General features: G+C 66.6%; 16 protein-coding genes. 7 read left to right on the top strand and 9 right to left on the bottom strand.

The genetic code is table 11. From position 1 onward, the window contains the following. Positions 1-63: 63 nt before the first annotated feature. From ACOABP_RS06405 to ACOABP_RS06365, 9 genes are all read right to left on the bottom strand, one after another. The gene (locus ACOABP_RS06405) at positions 64-1,011 is read right to left on the bottom strand and encodes a carbohydrate kinase family protein (RefSeq protein ID WP_474227439.1); all 948 of its coding nucleotides are present in this window, start codon (positions 1,009-1,011) and stop codon (positions 64-66) included. A gap of 105 nt (positions 1,012-1,116) precedes the next feature. After that, positions 1,117-1,617: a thiol peroxidase gene (tpx, locus tag ACOABP_RS06400; RefSeq protein ID WP_474227438.1), complete on the bottom strand. Its 501-nt coding sequence runs from the start codon at positions 1,615-1,617 to the stop codon at positions 1,117-1,119. Between the two features lie 76 nt (positions 1,618-1,693). Continuing rightward, positions 1,694-3,637, bottom strand: a complete 1,944-nt coding sequence (locus tag ACOABP_RS06395) for a DUF3426 domain-containing protein (RefSeq protein ID WP_474227437.1) — start codon at positions 3,635-3,637, stop codon at positions 1,694-1,696. A gap of 9 nt (positions 3,638-3,646) precedes the next feature. Continuing rightward, a complete protein-coding gene (gene prmA / locus ACOABP_RS06390; protein ID WP_474227436.1) occupies positions 3,647-4,558 on the bottom strand; it encodes a 50S ribosomal protein L11 methyltransferase in 912 nt (303 codons plus the stop codon). Between the two features lie 44 nt (positions 4,559-4,602). Then, positions 4,603-5,970 (bottom strand): acetyl-CoA carboxylase biotin carboxylase subunit, encoded by a 1,368-nt coding sequence (accC, locus tag ACOABP_RS06385; RefSeq protein ID WP_474227435.1) that lies wholly within the window; start codon positions 5,968-5,970, stop codon positions 4,603-4,605. A 115-nt stretch (positions 5,971-6,085) separates the two neighbouring features. Then, positions 6,086-6,544, bottom strand: a complete 459-nt coding sequence (gene accB, locus ACOABP_RS06380; RefSeq protein ID WP_474227434.1) for an acetyl-CoA carboxylase biotin carboxyl carrier protein — start codon at positions 6,542-6,544, stop codon at positions 6,086-6,088. Between the two features lie 141 nt (positions 6,545-6,685). Further along, on the bottom strand, positions 6,686-7,165 hold the full coding sequence (aroQ, locus tag ACOABP_RS06375) for a type II 3-dehydroquinate dehydratase (protein ID WP_066732317.1): 480 nt from the start codon (positions 7,163-7,165) through the stop codon (positions 6,686-6,688). 241 nt (positions 7,166-7,406) lie between these two features. Beyond that, positions 7,407-7,961 (bottom strand): TlpA family protein disulfide reductase, encoded by a 555-nt coding sequence (locus ACOABP_RS06370; RefSeq protein WP_066732315.1) that lies wholly within the window; start codon positions 7,959-7,961, stop codon positions 7,407-7,409. Between the two features lie 58 nt (positions 7,962-8,019). Continuing rightward, positions 8,020-8,703 carry a UDP-N-acetylmuramate--alanine ligase gene (locus ACOABP_RS06365; protein ID WP_474227433.1) on the bottom strand — a complete coding sequence of 228 codons (684 nt, stop codon included), beginning with the start codon at positions 8,701-8,703 and terminating at the stop codon, positions 8,020-8,022. A gap of 149 nt (positions 8,704-8,852) precedes the next feature. On the opposite strand from ACOABP_RS06365, the gene mpl reads away from it, so the two are divergent. From mpl to aroE, 7 genes are all read left to right on the top strand, one after another. Continuing rightward, positions 8,853-10,232: a UDP-N-acetylmuramate:L-alanyl-gamma-D-glutamyl-meso-diaminopimelate ligase gene (gene mpl, locus ACOABP_RS06360; protein ID WP_474227432.1), complete on the top strand. Its 1,380-nt coding sequence runs from the start codon at positions 8,853-8,855 to the stop codon at positions 10,230-10,232. A 17-nt stretch (positions 10,233-10,249) separates the two neighbouring features. Beyond that, positions 10,250-10,849 carry a YqiA/YcfP family alpha/beta fold hydrolase gene (locus ACOABP_RS06355; protein WP_474227431.1) on the top strand — a complete coding sequence of 200 codons (600 nt, stop codon included), beginning with the start codon at positions 10,250-10,252 and terminating at the stop codon, positions 10,847-10,849. Continuing rightward, positions 10,846-11,496: a chorismate--pyruvate lyase family protein gene (locus tag ACOABP_RS06350; protein ID WP_474227430.1), complete on the top strand. Its 651-nt coding sequence runs from the start codon at positions 10,846-10,848 to the stop codon at positions 11,494-11,496. The genes ACOABP_RS06355 and ACOABP_RS06350 overlap by 4 nt, the downstream gene beginning before the upstream one ends. Continuing rightward, positions 11,493-12,233 (top strand): 3-oxoacyl-ACP reductase FabG, encoded by a 741-nt coding sequence (fabG, locus tag ACOABP_RS06345; RefSeq protein WP_474227429.1) that lies wholly within the window; start codon positions 11,493-11,495, stop codon positions 12,231-12,233. The genes ACOABP_RS06350 and fabG overlap by 4 nt, the downstream gene beginning before the upstream one ends. A gap of 164 nt (positions 12,234-12,397) precedes the next feature. Further along, the gene (locus ACOABP_RS06340; protein ID WP_474227428.1) at positions 12,398-14,548 is read left to right on the top strand and encodes a ribonuclease catalytic domain-containing protein; all 2,151 of its coding nucleotides are present in this window, start codon (positions 12,398-12,400) and stop codon (positions 14,546-14,548) included. 151 nt (positions 14,549-14,699) lie between these two features. Continuing rightward, the gene (locus ACOABP_RS06335; protein WP_474227780.1) at positions 14,700-15,605 is read left to right on the top strand and encodes an energy transducer TonB family protein; all 906 of its coding nucleotides are present in this window, start codon (positions 14,700-14,702) and stop codon (positions 15,603-15,605) included. Next, entirely contained in the window at positions 15,605-16,483 is an 879-nt protein-coding gene (gene aroE, locus ACOABP_RS06330; protein ID WP_474227427.1) for a shikimate dehydrogenase, read from the top strand. The genes ACOABP_RS06335 and aroE overlap by 1 nt, the downstream gene beginning before the upstream one ends. The last annotated feature ends 68 nt before the right edge of the window (positions 16,484-16,551 follow it).

The following is a 16,551-nucleotide window of genomic DNA, read 5'->3' as shown; positions in this document are numbered from 1 at the left end:
ACTCCCGTCTGTGAATGCCGCGCCCTTCGTGCTCGTCCGGTGTGCGCGGTTCACCGTTTCATCTTAGGCGTATTGGTAGCCGAACGCCGCCGCAAAGCGGCTGCCGATCTCCTCACGCGAAATCCAGTGATTCTGGGGGCCCTGCTGGGCAATCTTGAGCGCACCCATCAGCGATGCGAGGCGGCCGGTGGTTTCCCAGTCCATGCCCTGCTCGATGCCGTAAAGGAGGCCGCCGCGGAAGGCGTCGCCACAGCCGGTGGGGTCCACCACGCGCTCGGCCTGCACGGCCGGGATGGCGTACTGCTGGCCATCGGCAAAGATGCTGGCGCCACGTTCGCCGTGCGTCACGATGAACGCGCGAACCTTGGCGGCCACTTCGGCGCTGGTCCAGGCGGTGCGGGACAGCATGACCTGTGCTTCGTAGTCATTGACCGTCACGTAACTGGCGAGTTCAATGAACGCCCGCAGATCCTCGCCGTTGAACAGCGGCATGGCCTGGCCCAGATCGAAGATGAACGGAATGCCTGCCTCGGCGAACTGCTGTGCATGGTGCAGCATGCCTTCGCGGCTGTCCGGTGCCACGATGCCCAGTGCCGGGCGCTTGCCGGCGCCGAGCGCGTCCTGCACGCTGTTGATCTGCGACTGGCCCATGGCGCCCGGGTGGAAGGCGGTGATCTGGTTGTTGTCCAGGTCGGTGGTGATCATCGCCTGCGCCGTGAACGTGTCGGGCAGCGTGCGGATGTGGTCGGTGGAAATGCCCAGGTCGCGCAGGTACTGCAGGTACGGGCCGGCGTCCTGGCCCACGGTGGCCATCACGAACGGATCGCCGCCGAGCATCTTCAGCGTATATGCGATGTTGCCGGCGCAACCGCCGAACTCGCGCCGCATGCCGGGAACCAGGAACGAAACGTTCAGCATGTGGATCTGGTCCGGAAGAATGTGTTCACGGAACCGGCCGTCGAACGTCATGATGGTGTCGTAGGCGACGGAACCGCAGATCAGGCTGGACATCTCTTCTCCAAATGGCCCCGCGACGGGCCGCAACAGATACGTTAAATAATTCCGCCCGTGCATGACGGGCGGAAGCGCTTGTACAACTGTGTTCTACCGCACAGATTATTTCAGTGCAGCCAGAGCAGCGTCGTAGTTTGGCTCCTGCTTGATTTCAGGCACCAGTTCGCTGTACTTGACGGCGTCGTTCTCGTCGACGACCACCACGGCACGCGCGCAAACGCCGGCCAGCGGGCCGCTCTTGATGTCCACGCCGTAGGCGTTCTTGAAGTCGGCGCCGCGCATCGTCGACAGCGTCACCACGTTGGCCAGGCCTTCGGCGGTGCAGAAGCGGCCCATGGCGAACGGCAGATCGGCCGAGATGGTCAGCACCACGGTGTTGGCCAGGCTGCTGGCGGCCTCGTTGAACTTGCGTGCCGATGCCTGGCAGACGGGCGTGTCCAGGCTCGGGACGATGTTCAGCACCTTGCGCTTGCCTGCGAAGTCAGCCAGCGTCACGTCCTTCAGGTCCTTGCCGACCAGCGAGAAGGCCGGGGCCTTGTCGCCAGCATTGGGAAACTTGCCGCCAACTTCGATGGCGTTGCCGCCAAGGGTCACATTGCTCATGGTTGCTCCTGTCAGAAAAGTACAGCCCGCCGGCCCGGTGCATTGCCGGCCGGCGTGGCGAGGGGGGCGTTGGAATTCAGGGGTAGAAGATCAGCACGCGGTAATTGGCAGCCGCCTGCTGCGTTCGGAATCGTACCCGAACCGGCAGTTCGCTGCCCGCGCGCAGGCCCGTGGCGGCAAAGCCGCGCTGGACGGGCTCCAGGTATTCGGCTGGCAGCAGCACGCGGCGCAGCAGTAACTGGTCCTGCAGATCGGTCATGACGAGCTCGATCGCCGGCAGCGCCGTGGTGGCGCGGCCCTGGTTGCGCAGGGTCACCGCCAGCAGGTAGACGTCGCTGGCCTCGTCCTGCTTCTGCAGTTGCGAGCTGTCGATGCGTAGCGCGTCGAGATCGCGCCACGGCGGCACATCGCAGCCGAATGGTGCGCAGGCCGCTTCAAGTACCGGGCGCAGCGCCGGCATGCTGCCGGCAATCTGGCTGCGCGCCAGATAGATGCCCTGCACCAGGATGCCGAGCCCAAGCACGACGGCTGCCGCACGCATCCAGGTGCGCCGGCTGCCCGGCATCGACACCTTTGCGCTGGGCGCGCGTGCCTGGTCTCGCTCGCGCGTATGACGCAGGAAATCAGGCGCGAAGACCGGCCCGCTGGCTGCCGTGCCGGACGCCGTGGTGGGCGTGCCCTGGTTCAGCCAGTGGCGCGTGGTGGTCTCGCGTGCCACGGCGTCGGGGGTGCCATCGCGCAACGTGACGCCGAGGTCGTGTTCGATGACGTCCTTGGCCTGCGCGGCCCAGGCTTCGGCTTCGGGATCGGCCGGATCTTCGGCACGCAGGAAACCACTGGCGCTGGGCACCGGGTCGGCCTGCGGGAACGGCTCGGGTGCAGGCAATGCATCGCCGGACATACCGGGCGACGCATCGGCAGACACATGGGTCACATCGGATGCTTCCGATGTGACAGTCGAATCGGTCGAATCAGTCGTGTCAGACGTTTCTTCCGCGCGCGCGTCATCCGACACGGTATCGGACAACGCTTTCGAATCTGCGGACGCAGTCGCGTCGGGCGTTGCGGCACCGGCTTCGGCCATGGGCCGGGTCGATGGCGCGTCGGCGGGGCGCAGCGGCGGCCAGCTGGCCTTGGCGCTGTACGCGCCGTAGGGCGGCATGCCGGACGGGTTCTTCGGCGCGAATGCCGCGGCCGGGTCCAGCGAGGAGTGCGATGCCTGGGATGCGTGCGATGCGTCCGGTGCCGTCGACTGCGGCGCCAGCATCGGCTCGTCGTCGAATGCCGAGTGATTGAGCGTCGGCCATGGCAGCGGCGGTTCGGTCAGCGGGGTTTCCGCTTCCGGCGCCGTGTCGGCTGATGCGGGTGTCGATGCTTCGGACACCAGTTCTACGTTGGCTTGCGGCGCTTCAGTCTCGATGGCCGCAGCTTCGGCGGTCTCCGGCGCGACGGCATGCCCGACTTCCGGATCGGGTTCGGGTTCCGGTTCGGGTTCGGGCGAGATTTCAGGGCTGGCGGTGCCGCCATCCGCAATCGCTTCCGCCGCTTCGGCATTCACGCGATCCTCTGCAGCCGCGTCCTGGCGATCTTCGCCGGTGATATTCCCGGCAACGCTCGCGACGCTCGTCTCCTGCACCGGCGCCTCTTCGTCGGGCGACGGCTCCGACATCATCGTCGTCGGCGAATCAAGCGCGGGGACTTCATAGCCCGGATCAAAGCCCGGCTGGAACGGCGTGTCGTCTTCGCGCGCGCGGGCCGTTGCCTGCGTCTGCTCGGCATGGGCCAGCGCGGCGGCCATCGTCACGGCAGGCGCAGCCGGTGCTGTCGGCGTAGCCGGCGTGGATGCCTTGGCCGAAGCCGCAGCGGGGGCGGGCACCTCGATCAGGTGTTCGCGTGCATCGAAGACGGTGTCGCATTGTCCGCAGCGAACCAGGCCCTGGCGCAGCCGCAACTGATCCGCAACGAGCCGGAACGCGGTGCGGCAGGCCGGGCAGCGCGTGACGAGCTTGGCGGCGGCCATGATGACGAATCAGGAACGGTTGGCAGTCAACGGGCGCGTGCCGTGCAGGCAGACCCAGCCTTCCTCGCTGCGCCAGACCGACATGGCGAGCCACGGCGCGTAGGCGGCGGCCACTTCATCGGCCTGCCGTTCCAGCACGCCGGACAGCACCAGCCGGCCGCCCGGACGCACGCGCGCCGACAGCATCGCGGCCATCAGCTTGAGCGGATTCGAAAGAATGTTGGCTACCACCAGGTCGTAGGTGGCTTCGGATACCGATTCCGGCAGCGCGAAGCTTGCTTCCACGTGGTTGCGTTCGGCGTTGTAGCGCGATGCCTCGACCGCGTTCGGGTCGATGTCGATGCCGATTGTCTCGCCCGCGCCGAGCTTCCTGGCCACAATGGCCAGAATGCCCGAACCGCAGCCGTAGTCGAGTACGGTCTCGCCGGCCTGCACGTGCTGCTCCAGCCATTGCATGCACAGGCGCGTGGTCGGATGGCTACCCGTGCCGAAGGCCAGGCCCGGATCGAGTTCCAGGATGACCGCGTCGGGCTCCGGCGCCTCGTGCCACGACGGCACGACCCAGATCTTTTCGCCCACGCGGATCGGTTCGAATTGCGACTGGGTCAGGCGTACCCAGTCCTGGTCTTCCACCGCGCGCAGCGTGAACGCCGGCACGGGGTCGACATTGAGCGCGTTCGCGGCAGCGGTCACCACCAGCGCGGGGTCGGTCTCTTCGTCGAAGAGCGCCACCACGCGCGAGCGGTTCCACGCCAGCCGCGTCGGCTCCAGCCCGGGCTCTCCAAAGAGCGGTTGCTCGTCGGGCGTATCGGCGTCGGCGTCTTCCACCGATACCGACAGCGCGCCGAGGTCGAACAATGCATCGGACCAGGCTTCTGCCTGATCCTGCGCAATTTCGATCACACATTCCTGGAATGCCACGGATTTCCTTTAAGACTGCAAGCCGGGCCGGTCAGGCCCCCGCTTCAGGGTTTCTGGCCCTGGGCGTTGGCCTTCTGGGCCAGGCGGTGTTCAAGATAATGGATGCTGGTGCCGCCTTCCACGAAGTTGGCGTCGAGCATCAGTTCGCGGTGCAGCGGCACGTTGGTCAGGATGCCATCCACCACCATCTCCGACAGCGCGATGCGCATGCGGGCGATGGCCTGGTCACGCGTGGCGCCGTACGTGATGATCTTGCCGATCATCGAGTCGTAGTTGGGCGGCACGAAGTAGCCATCATACGCGTGCGAGTCCACACGGACACCGGGGCCGCCGGGCATGTGCCAGGCGGTGATGCGGCCCGGCGACGGCGTGAACTTGAACGGGTCCTCGGCGTTGATCCGGCATTCGATCGCGTGACCGCGCAGTTCCACGTCCTTCTGGCGGAAGCGCAGCTTCTCGCCGTAGGCGATGCGGATCTGTTCCTGCACGATGTCGATGCCCGTGATCATCTCGGTGACCGGGTGCTCGACCTGCACGCGCGTGTTCATCTCGATGAAGTAGAACTCGTTGTTCTCGTACAGGAATTCGAACGTGCCGGCGCCACGGTAGCCGATCTTCTTGCAGGCATCGGCACAGCGGTCGCCGATACGCTCGATCAGGCGGCGCGGAATGTGCGGTGCCGGCGCTTCCTCGATCACCTTCTGGTGGCGGCGCTGCATCGAGCAGTCGCGCTCGCCCAGCCAGATGGCCTGCTTGTGCTGGTCGGCCAGGATCTGGATTTCCACATGGCGCGGGTTCTCAAGGAACTTCTCCATGTAGACCTCGGGGTTGCCGAAGGCACGGCCGGCTTCCTCGCGCGTCATGTTGACGGCGTTGATCAGCGCAGCCTCGGTATGCACCACGCGCATGCCGCGGCCACCACCGCCACCGGCGGCCTTGATGATCACCGGGTAGCCCACGCGGCGCGCGGTTGCCAGGATTTCCTTGGGATCGTCGGGCAGGGCGCCTTCCGAACCCGGCACGCACGGCACGCCCGACTTGATCATGGCCTGCTTGGCCGACACCTTGTCGCCCATCAGGCGGATGCTGTCGGACGTCGGGCCAATGAACACGAAGCCGGACTTCTCCACGCGCTCGGCAAAGTCGGCGTTTTCCGACAGGAAGCCGTAGCCCGGGTGGATGGCCTGGGCGTCGGTGACTTCGGCTGCCGAAATGATGGCCGGCATGTTCAGGTAGGACAGCGGCGACGGGGCCGGGCCGATACAGACGGCTTCGTCGGCCAGCTTGACGTACTTGGCTTCCTTGTCGGCTTCCGAGTACACCACCACGGTCTTGATGCCCAGCTCGCGGCAGGCGCGCTGGATGCGAAGGGCGATTTCGCCGCGGTTCGCGATCAGAATTTTTTCAAACATGGTCTCTCTCTGCGAGAACAGGGGCGGGCCCGCGCACGCCTGGATGGCGTATCGGGCCAACGCATGCGGCAGGAGCCCCCCGGGGGCCCGCCTGCCGCGCCAGCCGGCTGACGGCTTAGCCGATCACGAACAGCGGCTGGCCGTATTCCACAGCCTGGCCGTTTTCGACGAGGATTTCCTTGATCACGCCAGCCTTGTCGCACTCGATTTCGTTGAGCAGCTTCATGGCTTCGATGATGCAGACGGTCTGGCCTTCCTTGACGGTATCGCCCACGTTCACGAACGGCGCGGCACCCGGCGACGGCGCGCGGTAGAACGTGCCGACCATCGGCGACGTCACCACGTGGCCGGCCGGCAGTTGCGGGGCGGCTTCGGCGGCGGCCGGGGCGGCAGCGCCGGCCATGGGAGCAGCGGCGGGCGGCAGGGCCTGAAGCTGGGGCATGGCAACCGGCGCCAGCACCTGCGGCGGTTGCTTGACGATGCGAACCTTGCCGTCGCCCTCGGTCACTTCGAGCTCCGAAATGCCGGATTCGGCCACCAGGTCGATCAGCGTCTTCAGCTTGCGCAGGTCCATCTTCTTATCCTCCAGAATCGGGTTGTCCGGTCACCTTCATGTCAGGGAAGGGGACGGCGGCGGTCAGTCATTGTTGATTTGGCCTGCCACGCAAGCGTGCCAGGCCGCGGTTGTCTCGCTCTTGCAGATGCGGTGCGGGCGTTAGCTGTCCTGTTCCTGCGCCAGCGCGTATTCCAGCGCCAGCAGGTATCCCTGCCAGCCCAGGCCGCAGATCACCCCGATCGCCTGATCGGAAAAATACGAGTGATGGCGGAACGGCTCGCGGCGATGCACGTTGGACAGATGTACCTCGACAAAGGGGATTGCCACGCCGGCCAGCGCATCGCGCAGCGCCACGCTGGTATGCGTGAAGGCCGCGGGATTGATGATGACGAGATCTACCCCTTCGCCGCGCGCGGCATGGACGCGATCCACAAGGGCGCCCTCATGGTTGGACTGGAACGTGTCCAGCCCGATACCTGCGGACGCCGCGCGTTTTGCCAGCGCGTCGTTGATGTCGGCCAGCGTGGTATGTCCGTAAGTCTGCGGCTCGCGCGTGCCCAGCAAATTCAGGTTCGGACCATGCAGAACCAGCACTTTGCGGTAACGGGCGGAGCGGCTGACGGTAGGGGTAGAAGACACGGCGGCTCGACCAGTTCAACGAAATTGCGCGGAGATTACCGTAGCTTAGAGGGATTTGTCTAGCTCGGGATACAAGGCTGAATGTCGCCTCTAAGACATTTCTGACCCGAAAAGCGACGCTTTAGCCACAAAACTGGCGTTGATGGGGGTTTGCCCGCACGTTGGCAGTGGGTTGGGCGGGTTTTGGCCGGAGATCGGCTCAAATTCCCGCTATTTGGCTAAACCCGTCGTTGCCAGGCTATCAGGCGCCCGGCAATTCCTTGCGTAGTTCGTCGGCGTGGACGCGGCCCATCTTGCGGTACTTCACGCCGCCCTCGGGCGTGATGATGACCGTATAGGGCAGGCCGCCCTGCGCATTGCCAAAGCTCTTTGCCAGCTCGGTACCGGTAAAGCCGGCCACGGCCAGCGGGTACTTGACCGGCACTTTCTTGAGGAATTCCTGGATGTTGCTGGCCGAATCGATGCCAATGCCGATGAATTCGACGTTGCGCTGGGCGTATTCGCCATGCAGGGCGGTCAGCTCGGGCATCTCTTCCACGCAGGGGCCGCACCACGGCGCCCAGAAGTTGACCACCAGCGTCTTGCCGCGAAACTTCGACAGATCCAGTTCCGTGCCCGACGGATCGGGCATTTTTGCCTGAAACAGCGATTCAACGGCCTGGTCGGACGCCTGTTTGGGCGCCAGCGCAAAATTTGCCACCAGGACGCCAGCGGCCGCGGCCACGATGGCCACGACGATCCAGATAACGAGGGATGAGCGGGGAGCGGGTGTGGAGCCGGGCGTCGATGCAGTCATGTTCGGGTGGCGTTGATGACAGTTCTATATAGATAGGGGCGATGGGCCGGTCCGGGAATCAATGGCCGCCGGTGATCTCGCTGACCAGGTTGCGGACGGCGTTGGCGTCGGCCCGGGTCACGCGGCCGCTGGCATCGGCCCGCGCCGCGCCGCGTTCATCGTTGGCATCATACAGCGCGATATGGATGCCGACCGGCGCACCCAGCGTGGCGCGGATCTCGCCGGCCAGCTGGCGCGCCTCGCGCAAGGCCGGCCACTGGCCGCGCCACAGGAAGCTCAGCGTCTCCACGTCGGCCCGACCGGCAAAATGCCGGCTCTCGCTGGTCTCGAAATCCACGCCGGCGTTGAGCAGGTGCAGCGCCACGTCCTTGGGGCTGTCGCAGAAGCACTGTATATAGACGTCGGAATGCTCGGTGGCCGTGCCGTTGAGCACGGCGCCCACTAGGTACGGGCGGAACGGGGCCAGGTCTTCCATGGCAAACAGCGCCAGCTGGCGCAGCAGGGCCAGGATGCGCGGCTGCTCCTCGCTGTGGAACAGGGCCTGATAGGCACGCACCTCTTCCTCGATCATGTCATTGTCGGGCAGCCATTCGCCGGCCACGCGGGTGTCGCCAAGCAGCTGGCGCGCGGCCTTGCGCTTGGCGGTGGCGTAATCGGCGCCATCTTCGGCGATCATGCGCGCAGCGGCCTGGGCGATTTCCTCGCGCAGGCGGGCGGGGTCGGAGGGGGTACGTCTGGACATGGTGTCGATGATACCCGCATGGCCGTTCGACGAAGTCTGTGGCACGGTGGCGCAGCCCGGGGAACCCCGCGCATGCAGGTACAATCAGAGCCTTCTTTCCAGTGCCGCGCGGCCCGGCCGCCGCGGCCCCACGCTTTCCCGAAGCTCCCATGCATATTCATATCCTTGGCATCTGCGGTACGTTCATGGGCGGCCTTGCGGTCCTGGCGCGACAGGCGGGTCACCGCGTGACCGGCTGCGACGCCAATGTCTATCCGCCCATGAGTACCCAGCTCGAGGCCCAGGGCATCGACCTGATCGAGGGGTTCGATCCGGAGCAGCTGTCGCTGAATCCCGACCTGTACGTGATCGGCAACGTGGTGTCGCGGGGCAACCCGCTGATGGAAGCCATCCTGGACCGCAACCTGCCATACGTGTCGGGCCCGCAATGGCTGGGCGAGCACGTGCTGAGCGGCAAGTGGACGCTGGCCGTGGCCGGTACGCATGGCAAGACCACCACCACGTCCATGCTGTCCTGGCTGCTTGAGGATGCCGGCTACAACCCCGGCTTCCTGGTGGGCGGCGTGCCGCAGAACTTCGGCATTTCCGCCCGGCTGACCGAGTCCGACTTCTTCGTGATCGAGGCCGACGAGTACGACACCGCCTTCTTCGACAAGCGCAGCAAGTTTGTCCACTACCGCCCGCGCACGGCCATCCTGAACAATCTGGAATACGATCACGCCGACATCTTCCCCGATCTTGCGGCGATCGAGACCCAATTTCACCATCTGGTGCGTACAGTGCCGGGGCAGGGCCGTCTGGTCGTGAACGGCAACGAGCCGGCGCTGGCCCGCGTGCTGGAGCGCGGCTGCTGGAGCGAGGTGGAGCAGTTCGGCATGGGCGACTGGCGCGAGGGCGATGCCCGTACGGCCGCGCCGGCCGGCAAGGACGCCTTCGACGTGTACTTCCGTGACGAGCTGCAGGGCACCGTGGTCTGGGACCTGCAGGGCACGCACAACCGTATGAACGCGATTGCCGCAATTGCCGCCGCGCGCCACGTGGGCGTGCCGCCGGCCCAGGCCATCGAGTCGCTGGGCCGCTTTGCCAACGTCAAGCGCCGCATGGAAGTGCGCGGCGTGGCTAACGGCATTACGGTGTACGACGATTTCGCGCATCACCCGACCGCCATCCAGACCACCCTCGACGGCCTGCGCCGCCGCGTGGGCAACGCCCGCATCCTGGCCGTGCTGGAACCGCGTTCCAACACGATGAAGCTCGGCGTGATGGCCGCCCAGCTGCCTGCCAGCCTGGAAGCCGCCGACCTGGTATTCGGCTACGGCGCGCCGTCCGGCAAGGATGCGCTGGGCTGGAACCTGGGTGACGCGCTGGCGCCGATGGGCGACAAGGCCGCCGCCTTCCAGGATCTGGGCGAACTGGTGGCTGCGGTCACCGCCGCCGTGCAGCCCGGCGACCAGGTACTGGTAATGAGCAATGGCGGCTTCGGTGGCGTCCACCAGAAGCTGCTCGACGCCATCAAGGCCCGCGCCTGACAACGGTAGGACATCACATGCTGCTGTACCTGCACGGTTTCCGCTCCTCGCCGCAGTCGATGAAGTCGCGGCTGGTGCAGGACCGGATGCGCGCCTGGGGGCTGGAAAAGTATTTCGCCTGCCCGATGCTCAACGTGTCGCCGTCCGAGGCGATTGCCCAGGCGGAGGCCGCCATCCGTGGCGCCCGCGCCGGTGGCGAGACCGATATCGCCATCGTCGGGTCGTCGCTTGGCGGCTTCTACGCGCGCTGGCTGGCCGAAAGGCACGGCTGCCGCGCGGTGCTGCTCAATCCGGCCATCCATCCGTGGACCGACCTGGAGAAATACCTGGGCGAGCAGCCGCTGTACCACGGGGGCGGCTCGGTCGTGGTCCGGCCCGAACACCTGCAGGAACTGCTGGCGCTGCGCGTGGACGCCATCACGCGGCCCGAACGCTATTACCTGCTGGCCGCCACTGGCGACGAAGTGCTCGACTATCGCGAGATGGTCGAGGCCTGCCAGGGCGCCAATATCCGCATCATCGAAGGCAGCGATCACGGCATCAGCGAATTCGAGGACTACGTCGACGATGTACTGGCCTTCTGCGGCTATGTACCGGGCGGAAAACTCCAGGTATGACGGCCGCGAGCGGCCTCAAGGGCCTGCGCGCCGCCTGGCACGCCCATCTGCCGCATGACGCGGCCATTCCGCTGAACCAGCGTCGCTGGATTGCCGGCGAGGGCTCGCTGACGGCGCGGCTGATGTCGGCATCGTCGCGCTTTTGCGTGCAACGTCTGGCGCAGGCGCCGCAACTGCCGTTTGCCGACGAATGGCGGGCGCTGGGCCTGATCCGCCCGGTACCGGCCATCACGCGCGAAGTGCTGCTGATCTGCGACGATGTGCCGGCGGTGTTTGCCCATACCATCGTCGATCCTTACCGGGCGCGGCGCGACTGGCCGTTCCTGCGCGGGCTGGGCAACCGTCCGCTGGGCGGTGCGCTGTTCGTGGACCCGCGTGTGCGGCGCGATCCGTTCCAGTTCGCGCGGCTTTCCATCAACCACCCGCTGCGCCAGGCGCTGCAGCGGGTGTTGCCGGCGTTTGCGTCGGTGCCGATGCTGCCTGCGCGGCGTTCGGTATTCCGGCGCGGCGGCGGCGCCATGCTCGTGACAGAGGTTTTTCTGCCAGACCTGCTGGCACGGGCGGCGCCTGCCAACATTGGCGCGGGCGGCACCAGACTGCCCCGTCGTATCGACACACACAGCAAGGAAGAGAGACAAGCATCATGAAATTGGAAGGACGGGTCGCCATCATCACCGGTGCAGCCGCCGGTATCGGGTTTGCCACGGCGGAGCGCTTTGCCGCCGAAGGCGCGAAGCTTGTGCTTTGCGATGTGAATGAAACGCGCGTGCGCGAGGCCGCCGAACGCCTGGCCGCCACCGGCGCCACCATCGACGCGCACAAGGTCGACGTGACCAGCCGCGACGAAGTGGATGGCGTGGTCGCCGCCACGCTGGCGCGCCATGGCCGCATCGACATCCTGGTCAACAACGCCGGCATCACCAAGGACGCGCGGCTGGCGAAGATGACCGAAGCCCAGTTCGACGCCGTGATCGACGTCAATCTCAAGGGCGTGTTCCACTGCGCCCAGGCCGTGGCCGCCGTCATGACGGAGCAGGGCAAGGGCGTGATCCTGAACGCGTCGAGCGTGGTCGGCCTGTATGGCAACTTCGGCCAGACCAACTACGCGGCCAGCAAGTTCGGGGTGATCGGCTTCACCAAGACCTGGGCCCGCGAACTGGGCCCGAAGGGCGTGCGCGTGAACGCGGTCTGCCCGGGCTTTGTGAATACCGAGATCCTGCAGAGCGTGCCGGAAAAGGTGCTCGACGGCATGAAGGAGCATTGCTGGATGCGCCGCCTGGCCGAGCCGTCCGAGATCGCCGCCATCTACGCATTCCTTGCCAGCGACGACGCCAGCTATGTGAACGGCACGACGATCGAGGCCAGCGGAGGCATGTCGCTCTGACCCGCCCGGCCCGGCTGGCCTTTTCTGGCCCGGAAGTGCCGCCGTTGCCGCAAGGCGCGGTGCGGTATCATCCCGGGTCGTATATCCGCCCGGACAGGTCGTGTTTTGCGCGCTGTAGCGCACTCCACGCCGGCCTGTCCCGGCACTTCTGAAAGTATCGATCCATGCAGTTGCTGTTCGAAGAAGGCGGCGAGATTCGCGCCGGCACCGTACTTGCCCAGCAGGGCGAGGCCTACCAGGTAGAGTTGCCTGCGGGCAAGCGCACCAAAGTCAAGGCCAAGGACGTGCTGCTGCAGTTTGCCCAGCCTTCGGCAATCGAAATGGTGCGGCAAACCGGCGAACTGACCGCCGAGATCGATCTCGACTTCCTCTGGGAGTGTGCGCCGGCCGAGGAATTCGGCTTCGGCGAACTGGCCGCCGAGTACTACGGTGCCGATGCCGGCGCCGTGCAGCAGGCTGCGCTTGCCATGGCGCTGCATGGCAATCCCGTCTATTTCCGCCGCAAGGGCCGCGGCCGCTACATGCGCGCCCCGGAAGACCAGCTCAAGGCCGCGCTGGCCGCGGTGGAGCGCAAGAAGCAGCAAATGGTGGTGCAGGCCGAGTACGAGGAACAGCTCAAGGCGCGCAAGCTGCCCGACGCGTTCCGCGGCAAGGTGCTGCAACTGCTGTTCAAGCCGGACAAGAACAGCCTTGAATACAAGGCCATGGATGCCGCCTGCACGGCGCTGGGCATGACCCCGATGCGGCTGATGGTGGCGGTGGGCGGCGTGGAAAGCCCGCGCGCGCTGCACGAGGCCAAGTTCCTGGCCGAGTGCTTCCCGAAAGGCACGGGCTTCCCCGATGTGGACGTGCCCGAGCCCGCCGGCGACCTGCCCGTGGCCGACGTCCAGGCATTCTCGATCGACGACGTCACCACCACGGAAATCGACGATGCGCTGTCGGTGACGCGCACCCCCGACGGCAAGCTGCGGGTGGGTATCCACATTGCCGCCCCGGGGCTGGGTATCCGGCGCGGCGAGCCGCTCGACGCCATCGGGCGCCACCGCCTGTCGACCGTGTACTTCCCGGGCGACAAGATCACGATGCTGCCCGACAGCGTGGTGGACAAATACACGCTGCAGGAAGGGCGCACCTGCCCGGCCCTGTCGCTGTACGTGACGGTGGACATGGACGGCCCCGACGGCGTGGAGATCCTTGGCAGCGAAACGCGCGCCGAGCTGGTGCCGATCGCCGCGAACCTGCGCCACAACCTGCTTGAGGACGTGGTGACCGAACAGGCGCTGGCCGCCGGCACGGGCGACTATCCGTTCCGCGAGGCGCTGACCGAGCTGTTCCGCCTGGCCAACCACCTGCATGACGAGCGCCAGAAGGCGCGACTGGCAAGCGGCCTGCGCCCGGAAACGCACAACCGCGCGGACTTCAACTTCTATATCGATCCCCTGGCGGGTGGCGGCGAGCGCGTGCGTATCGAGCAGCGCCGCCGCGGATCGCCGCTGGACAAGATCGTGGCCGAGCTGATGATCCTGGCGAACAGCACGTGGGGCAAGCTGCTGGCCGATCACGGCGTGCCGGGCATCTATCGCACGCAGAAGGCCTGGGGCATGCACCGAACGCGCATGCAGACCTACCCGGCGCCGCACGAAGGCCTGGGCGTGGCGCAGTACGCGTGGAGCACGTCGCCGCTGCGGCGCTATGTCGACCTGGTCAACCAGTGGCAGATCCTGGCGGTGGCCCAGCATGGTGTCACGGCCAAGCTGGTGGCGCCGTTCAAGCCCAAGGACGCCGACCTGCTGGCGGCCGTGGCCGATTTCGAGGGCACCTATGCCGCCTATGCCGACCACCAGTCGACCATGGAACGCTACTGGTGCCTGCGCTGGCTGGCCCAGGAGAACCGCGACAAGCTGATGGCGACCGTGCTGAAGGACGGCGCGGTGCGCTTCACCGAGATTCCGCTGGTAACGCGCGTGCCGGAACTGGCGCACGCCAACCGCGGCACCCAGGTGCTGCTGGAAATTGCGTCGACCGACGAGATTTCGCTCGAAGTGTCGTGCCGCGTGCTGGAAGTCTTCGCCGGCGAGGGCGAGGTACCCGAGGAAGAGCTCGAGGGCGACAGCGACGACGACCAGCAGGAAGGCCAGCAGGAAAGCCCGACGGAGGGTCAGGAACTGGCCGAGGTTTCCGCCGAGGCGGCGGCCGAGGCGGCTGCCGAAGATGCCTCGGAAGCTGCAGCCGAGGGTGGCGCCAGCCCGGAGGCGGGCCCGGATGGCGACGATGCGTCGGCGCCACGCGACACCGGCGCCAACCCCCCCGTCTGAGTCCTTCGGTAAACGGGGCGGCTCCCGTACAATCGAAGTCGGTTCCGGCCCCCCTCCGCCGTGGGGTGGCCGGTTTTCGAGCGAGCCCCCCCATACCGACCGCCCAGGTTCCTGACCCATCGTGAACGCCGTTCTCCCAGCTTCCCGCCACATGCATCCGCGCGACTGGTGGCAATCCAGCAACACGCTGGTCAAGGCGCTTGCCGTGTCCGTGGTCATCCATGCGGTGCTGCTGATGGTGCGGATTGCCGCGCCGGAGGTGTTCGAGATCAAGCGTTCCGATCCGCAGCTCGACGTGGTGCTGGTGAACTCGAAGTCCGCCGAGAAGCCGCGCAACCCGACCGTGCTGGCGCAGGCCAACCTCGACGGCGGCGGCGACCACGATGCGCAGCGCGCCACCACGCCGCTACCGGCGCAGACCGAATCGAAGGAAGGCGACCTCATCAAGCTGACGCAGCGCCGGCTGCAGGAACTGGAGGAAGAGCAGCGCCGCCTGATGACGCAGGCCCGCGAGGCCGCGCCATCGGTACGCAGCCAGCCCATGAAGCCGGGTGAGCAGCGCACCGACACCCCGACGCGCGGGCAGGACGAGCGCACCTCCACCGACGAGATGGCCAAGCTCGAAGCCGAGATCGGCCGCAACCTGGAGCACTACGCCAAGCGGCCCAAGCGCATGCAGCTGACGGCCACCAGCGCCCAGGGCGTGGATTACGCGCAGTATTACGACCGCCTGCGCCGCAAGATCGAGGCGCGCGGCACCAGCGATTTCCCGCAGAAGAGCGGCAAGCCTCTCTATGGCCAGCTGATCCTGGTGATCAATGTGAACCGTCAGGGCAAGCTGGGCTACAACCGCGACGGCTACAACATCGAGTCCATCGACGTGGCAAAGAGCTCGGGGGATCCCGCGCTCGACCGCCAGGCCGTGGCGATCGTCCGCGCTGCTGCACCGTTCGGCGCCTTCACGCCCGAGATGCAGGCGAAGCAGGACATCCTCGAAGTCATTTCCACTTTCAAGTTCACACGCAGCGGGCTCGACGTCCGGCTGCAAGGACGCTGATGACCGCAGAACAGCAATCCGCCGACCGCTACGTCGTGGTTGGCAACCCCGTATCGCACAGCCGCTCGCCGGCCATTCATGCCGCGTTCTCGCGCCAGACCGGCGAGGCCGTCGAATACGATCGCCTGGAGGCGCCGCTCGACGCGTTTGCCGACACCGTGCGCAAGTTCCTGGCCGACGGCGGCCATGGCTTCAACGTCACCACGCCGTTCAAGCTCGAAGCCTATGACCTGGCGGATCGCCTGACGCCGCGTGCGGAAGCCGCCGGCGCGGTCAACACGATGTGGATCGAGGACGGAATGATCCATGGCGACAATACCGACGGTGTCGGCCTGGTGCGCGATATCCAGGACAACCTCGACGTGCTGCTGGAAGACAAGCGCATTCTGGTGCTGGGCGCCGGTGGCGCGGCCATGGGTGCGCTGCTGCCGCTGATCGAATGCCGCCCGGCGCGGATCGTGGTCGCCAACCGCACGGCGCAGAAGGCCAGCGACATGGTCGAGCAGTTCGTGGAAGCGGCCGACCAGTACGGCGTGGAACTGTGGGCTGGCGGTCTGGATGCGTTGAACGCGCTGTCCGAGGACGAGGGCTGCGACGTGGTCATCAACGCATCGGCCAGCAGCCTGCAAGGCGAACTGCCGCCGGTGCCCGACTACCTGCTGGGCGAGGGCGTGCTGGCCTACGACATGATGTACGGCGCCAAGCCGACCGTGTTCCTGGCCTACGCGGCCAAGTGCGGCGCCCGCACGTCCGACGGGCTGGGCATGCTGGTGGAGCAGGCCGCCGAGGCATTCTACAACTGGCGCGGCGTGCGTCCGAGCACCGCCCCGGTCCTGGCCGAGCTGCGCGCCGCGCTGCAGGCCGAAGCCACCCGCTGATCCCCGCGCGGAGCCGACTTGGCACGCCAGCGAAGCGGCGCCGCGCGCGCACCTGCCAAGGTATCCGG

This window comes from Cupriavidus sp. HE11 (genome assembly GCF_056097175.1).
This window is presented reverse-complemented; position numbering and strand designations above follow the sequence as displayed.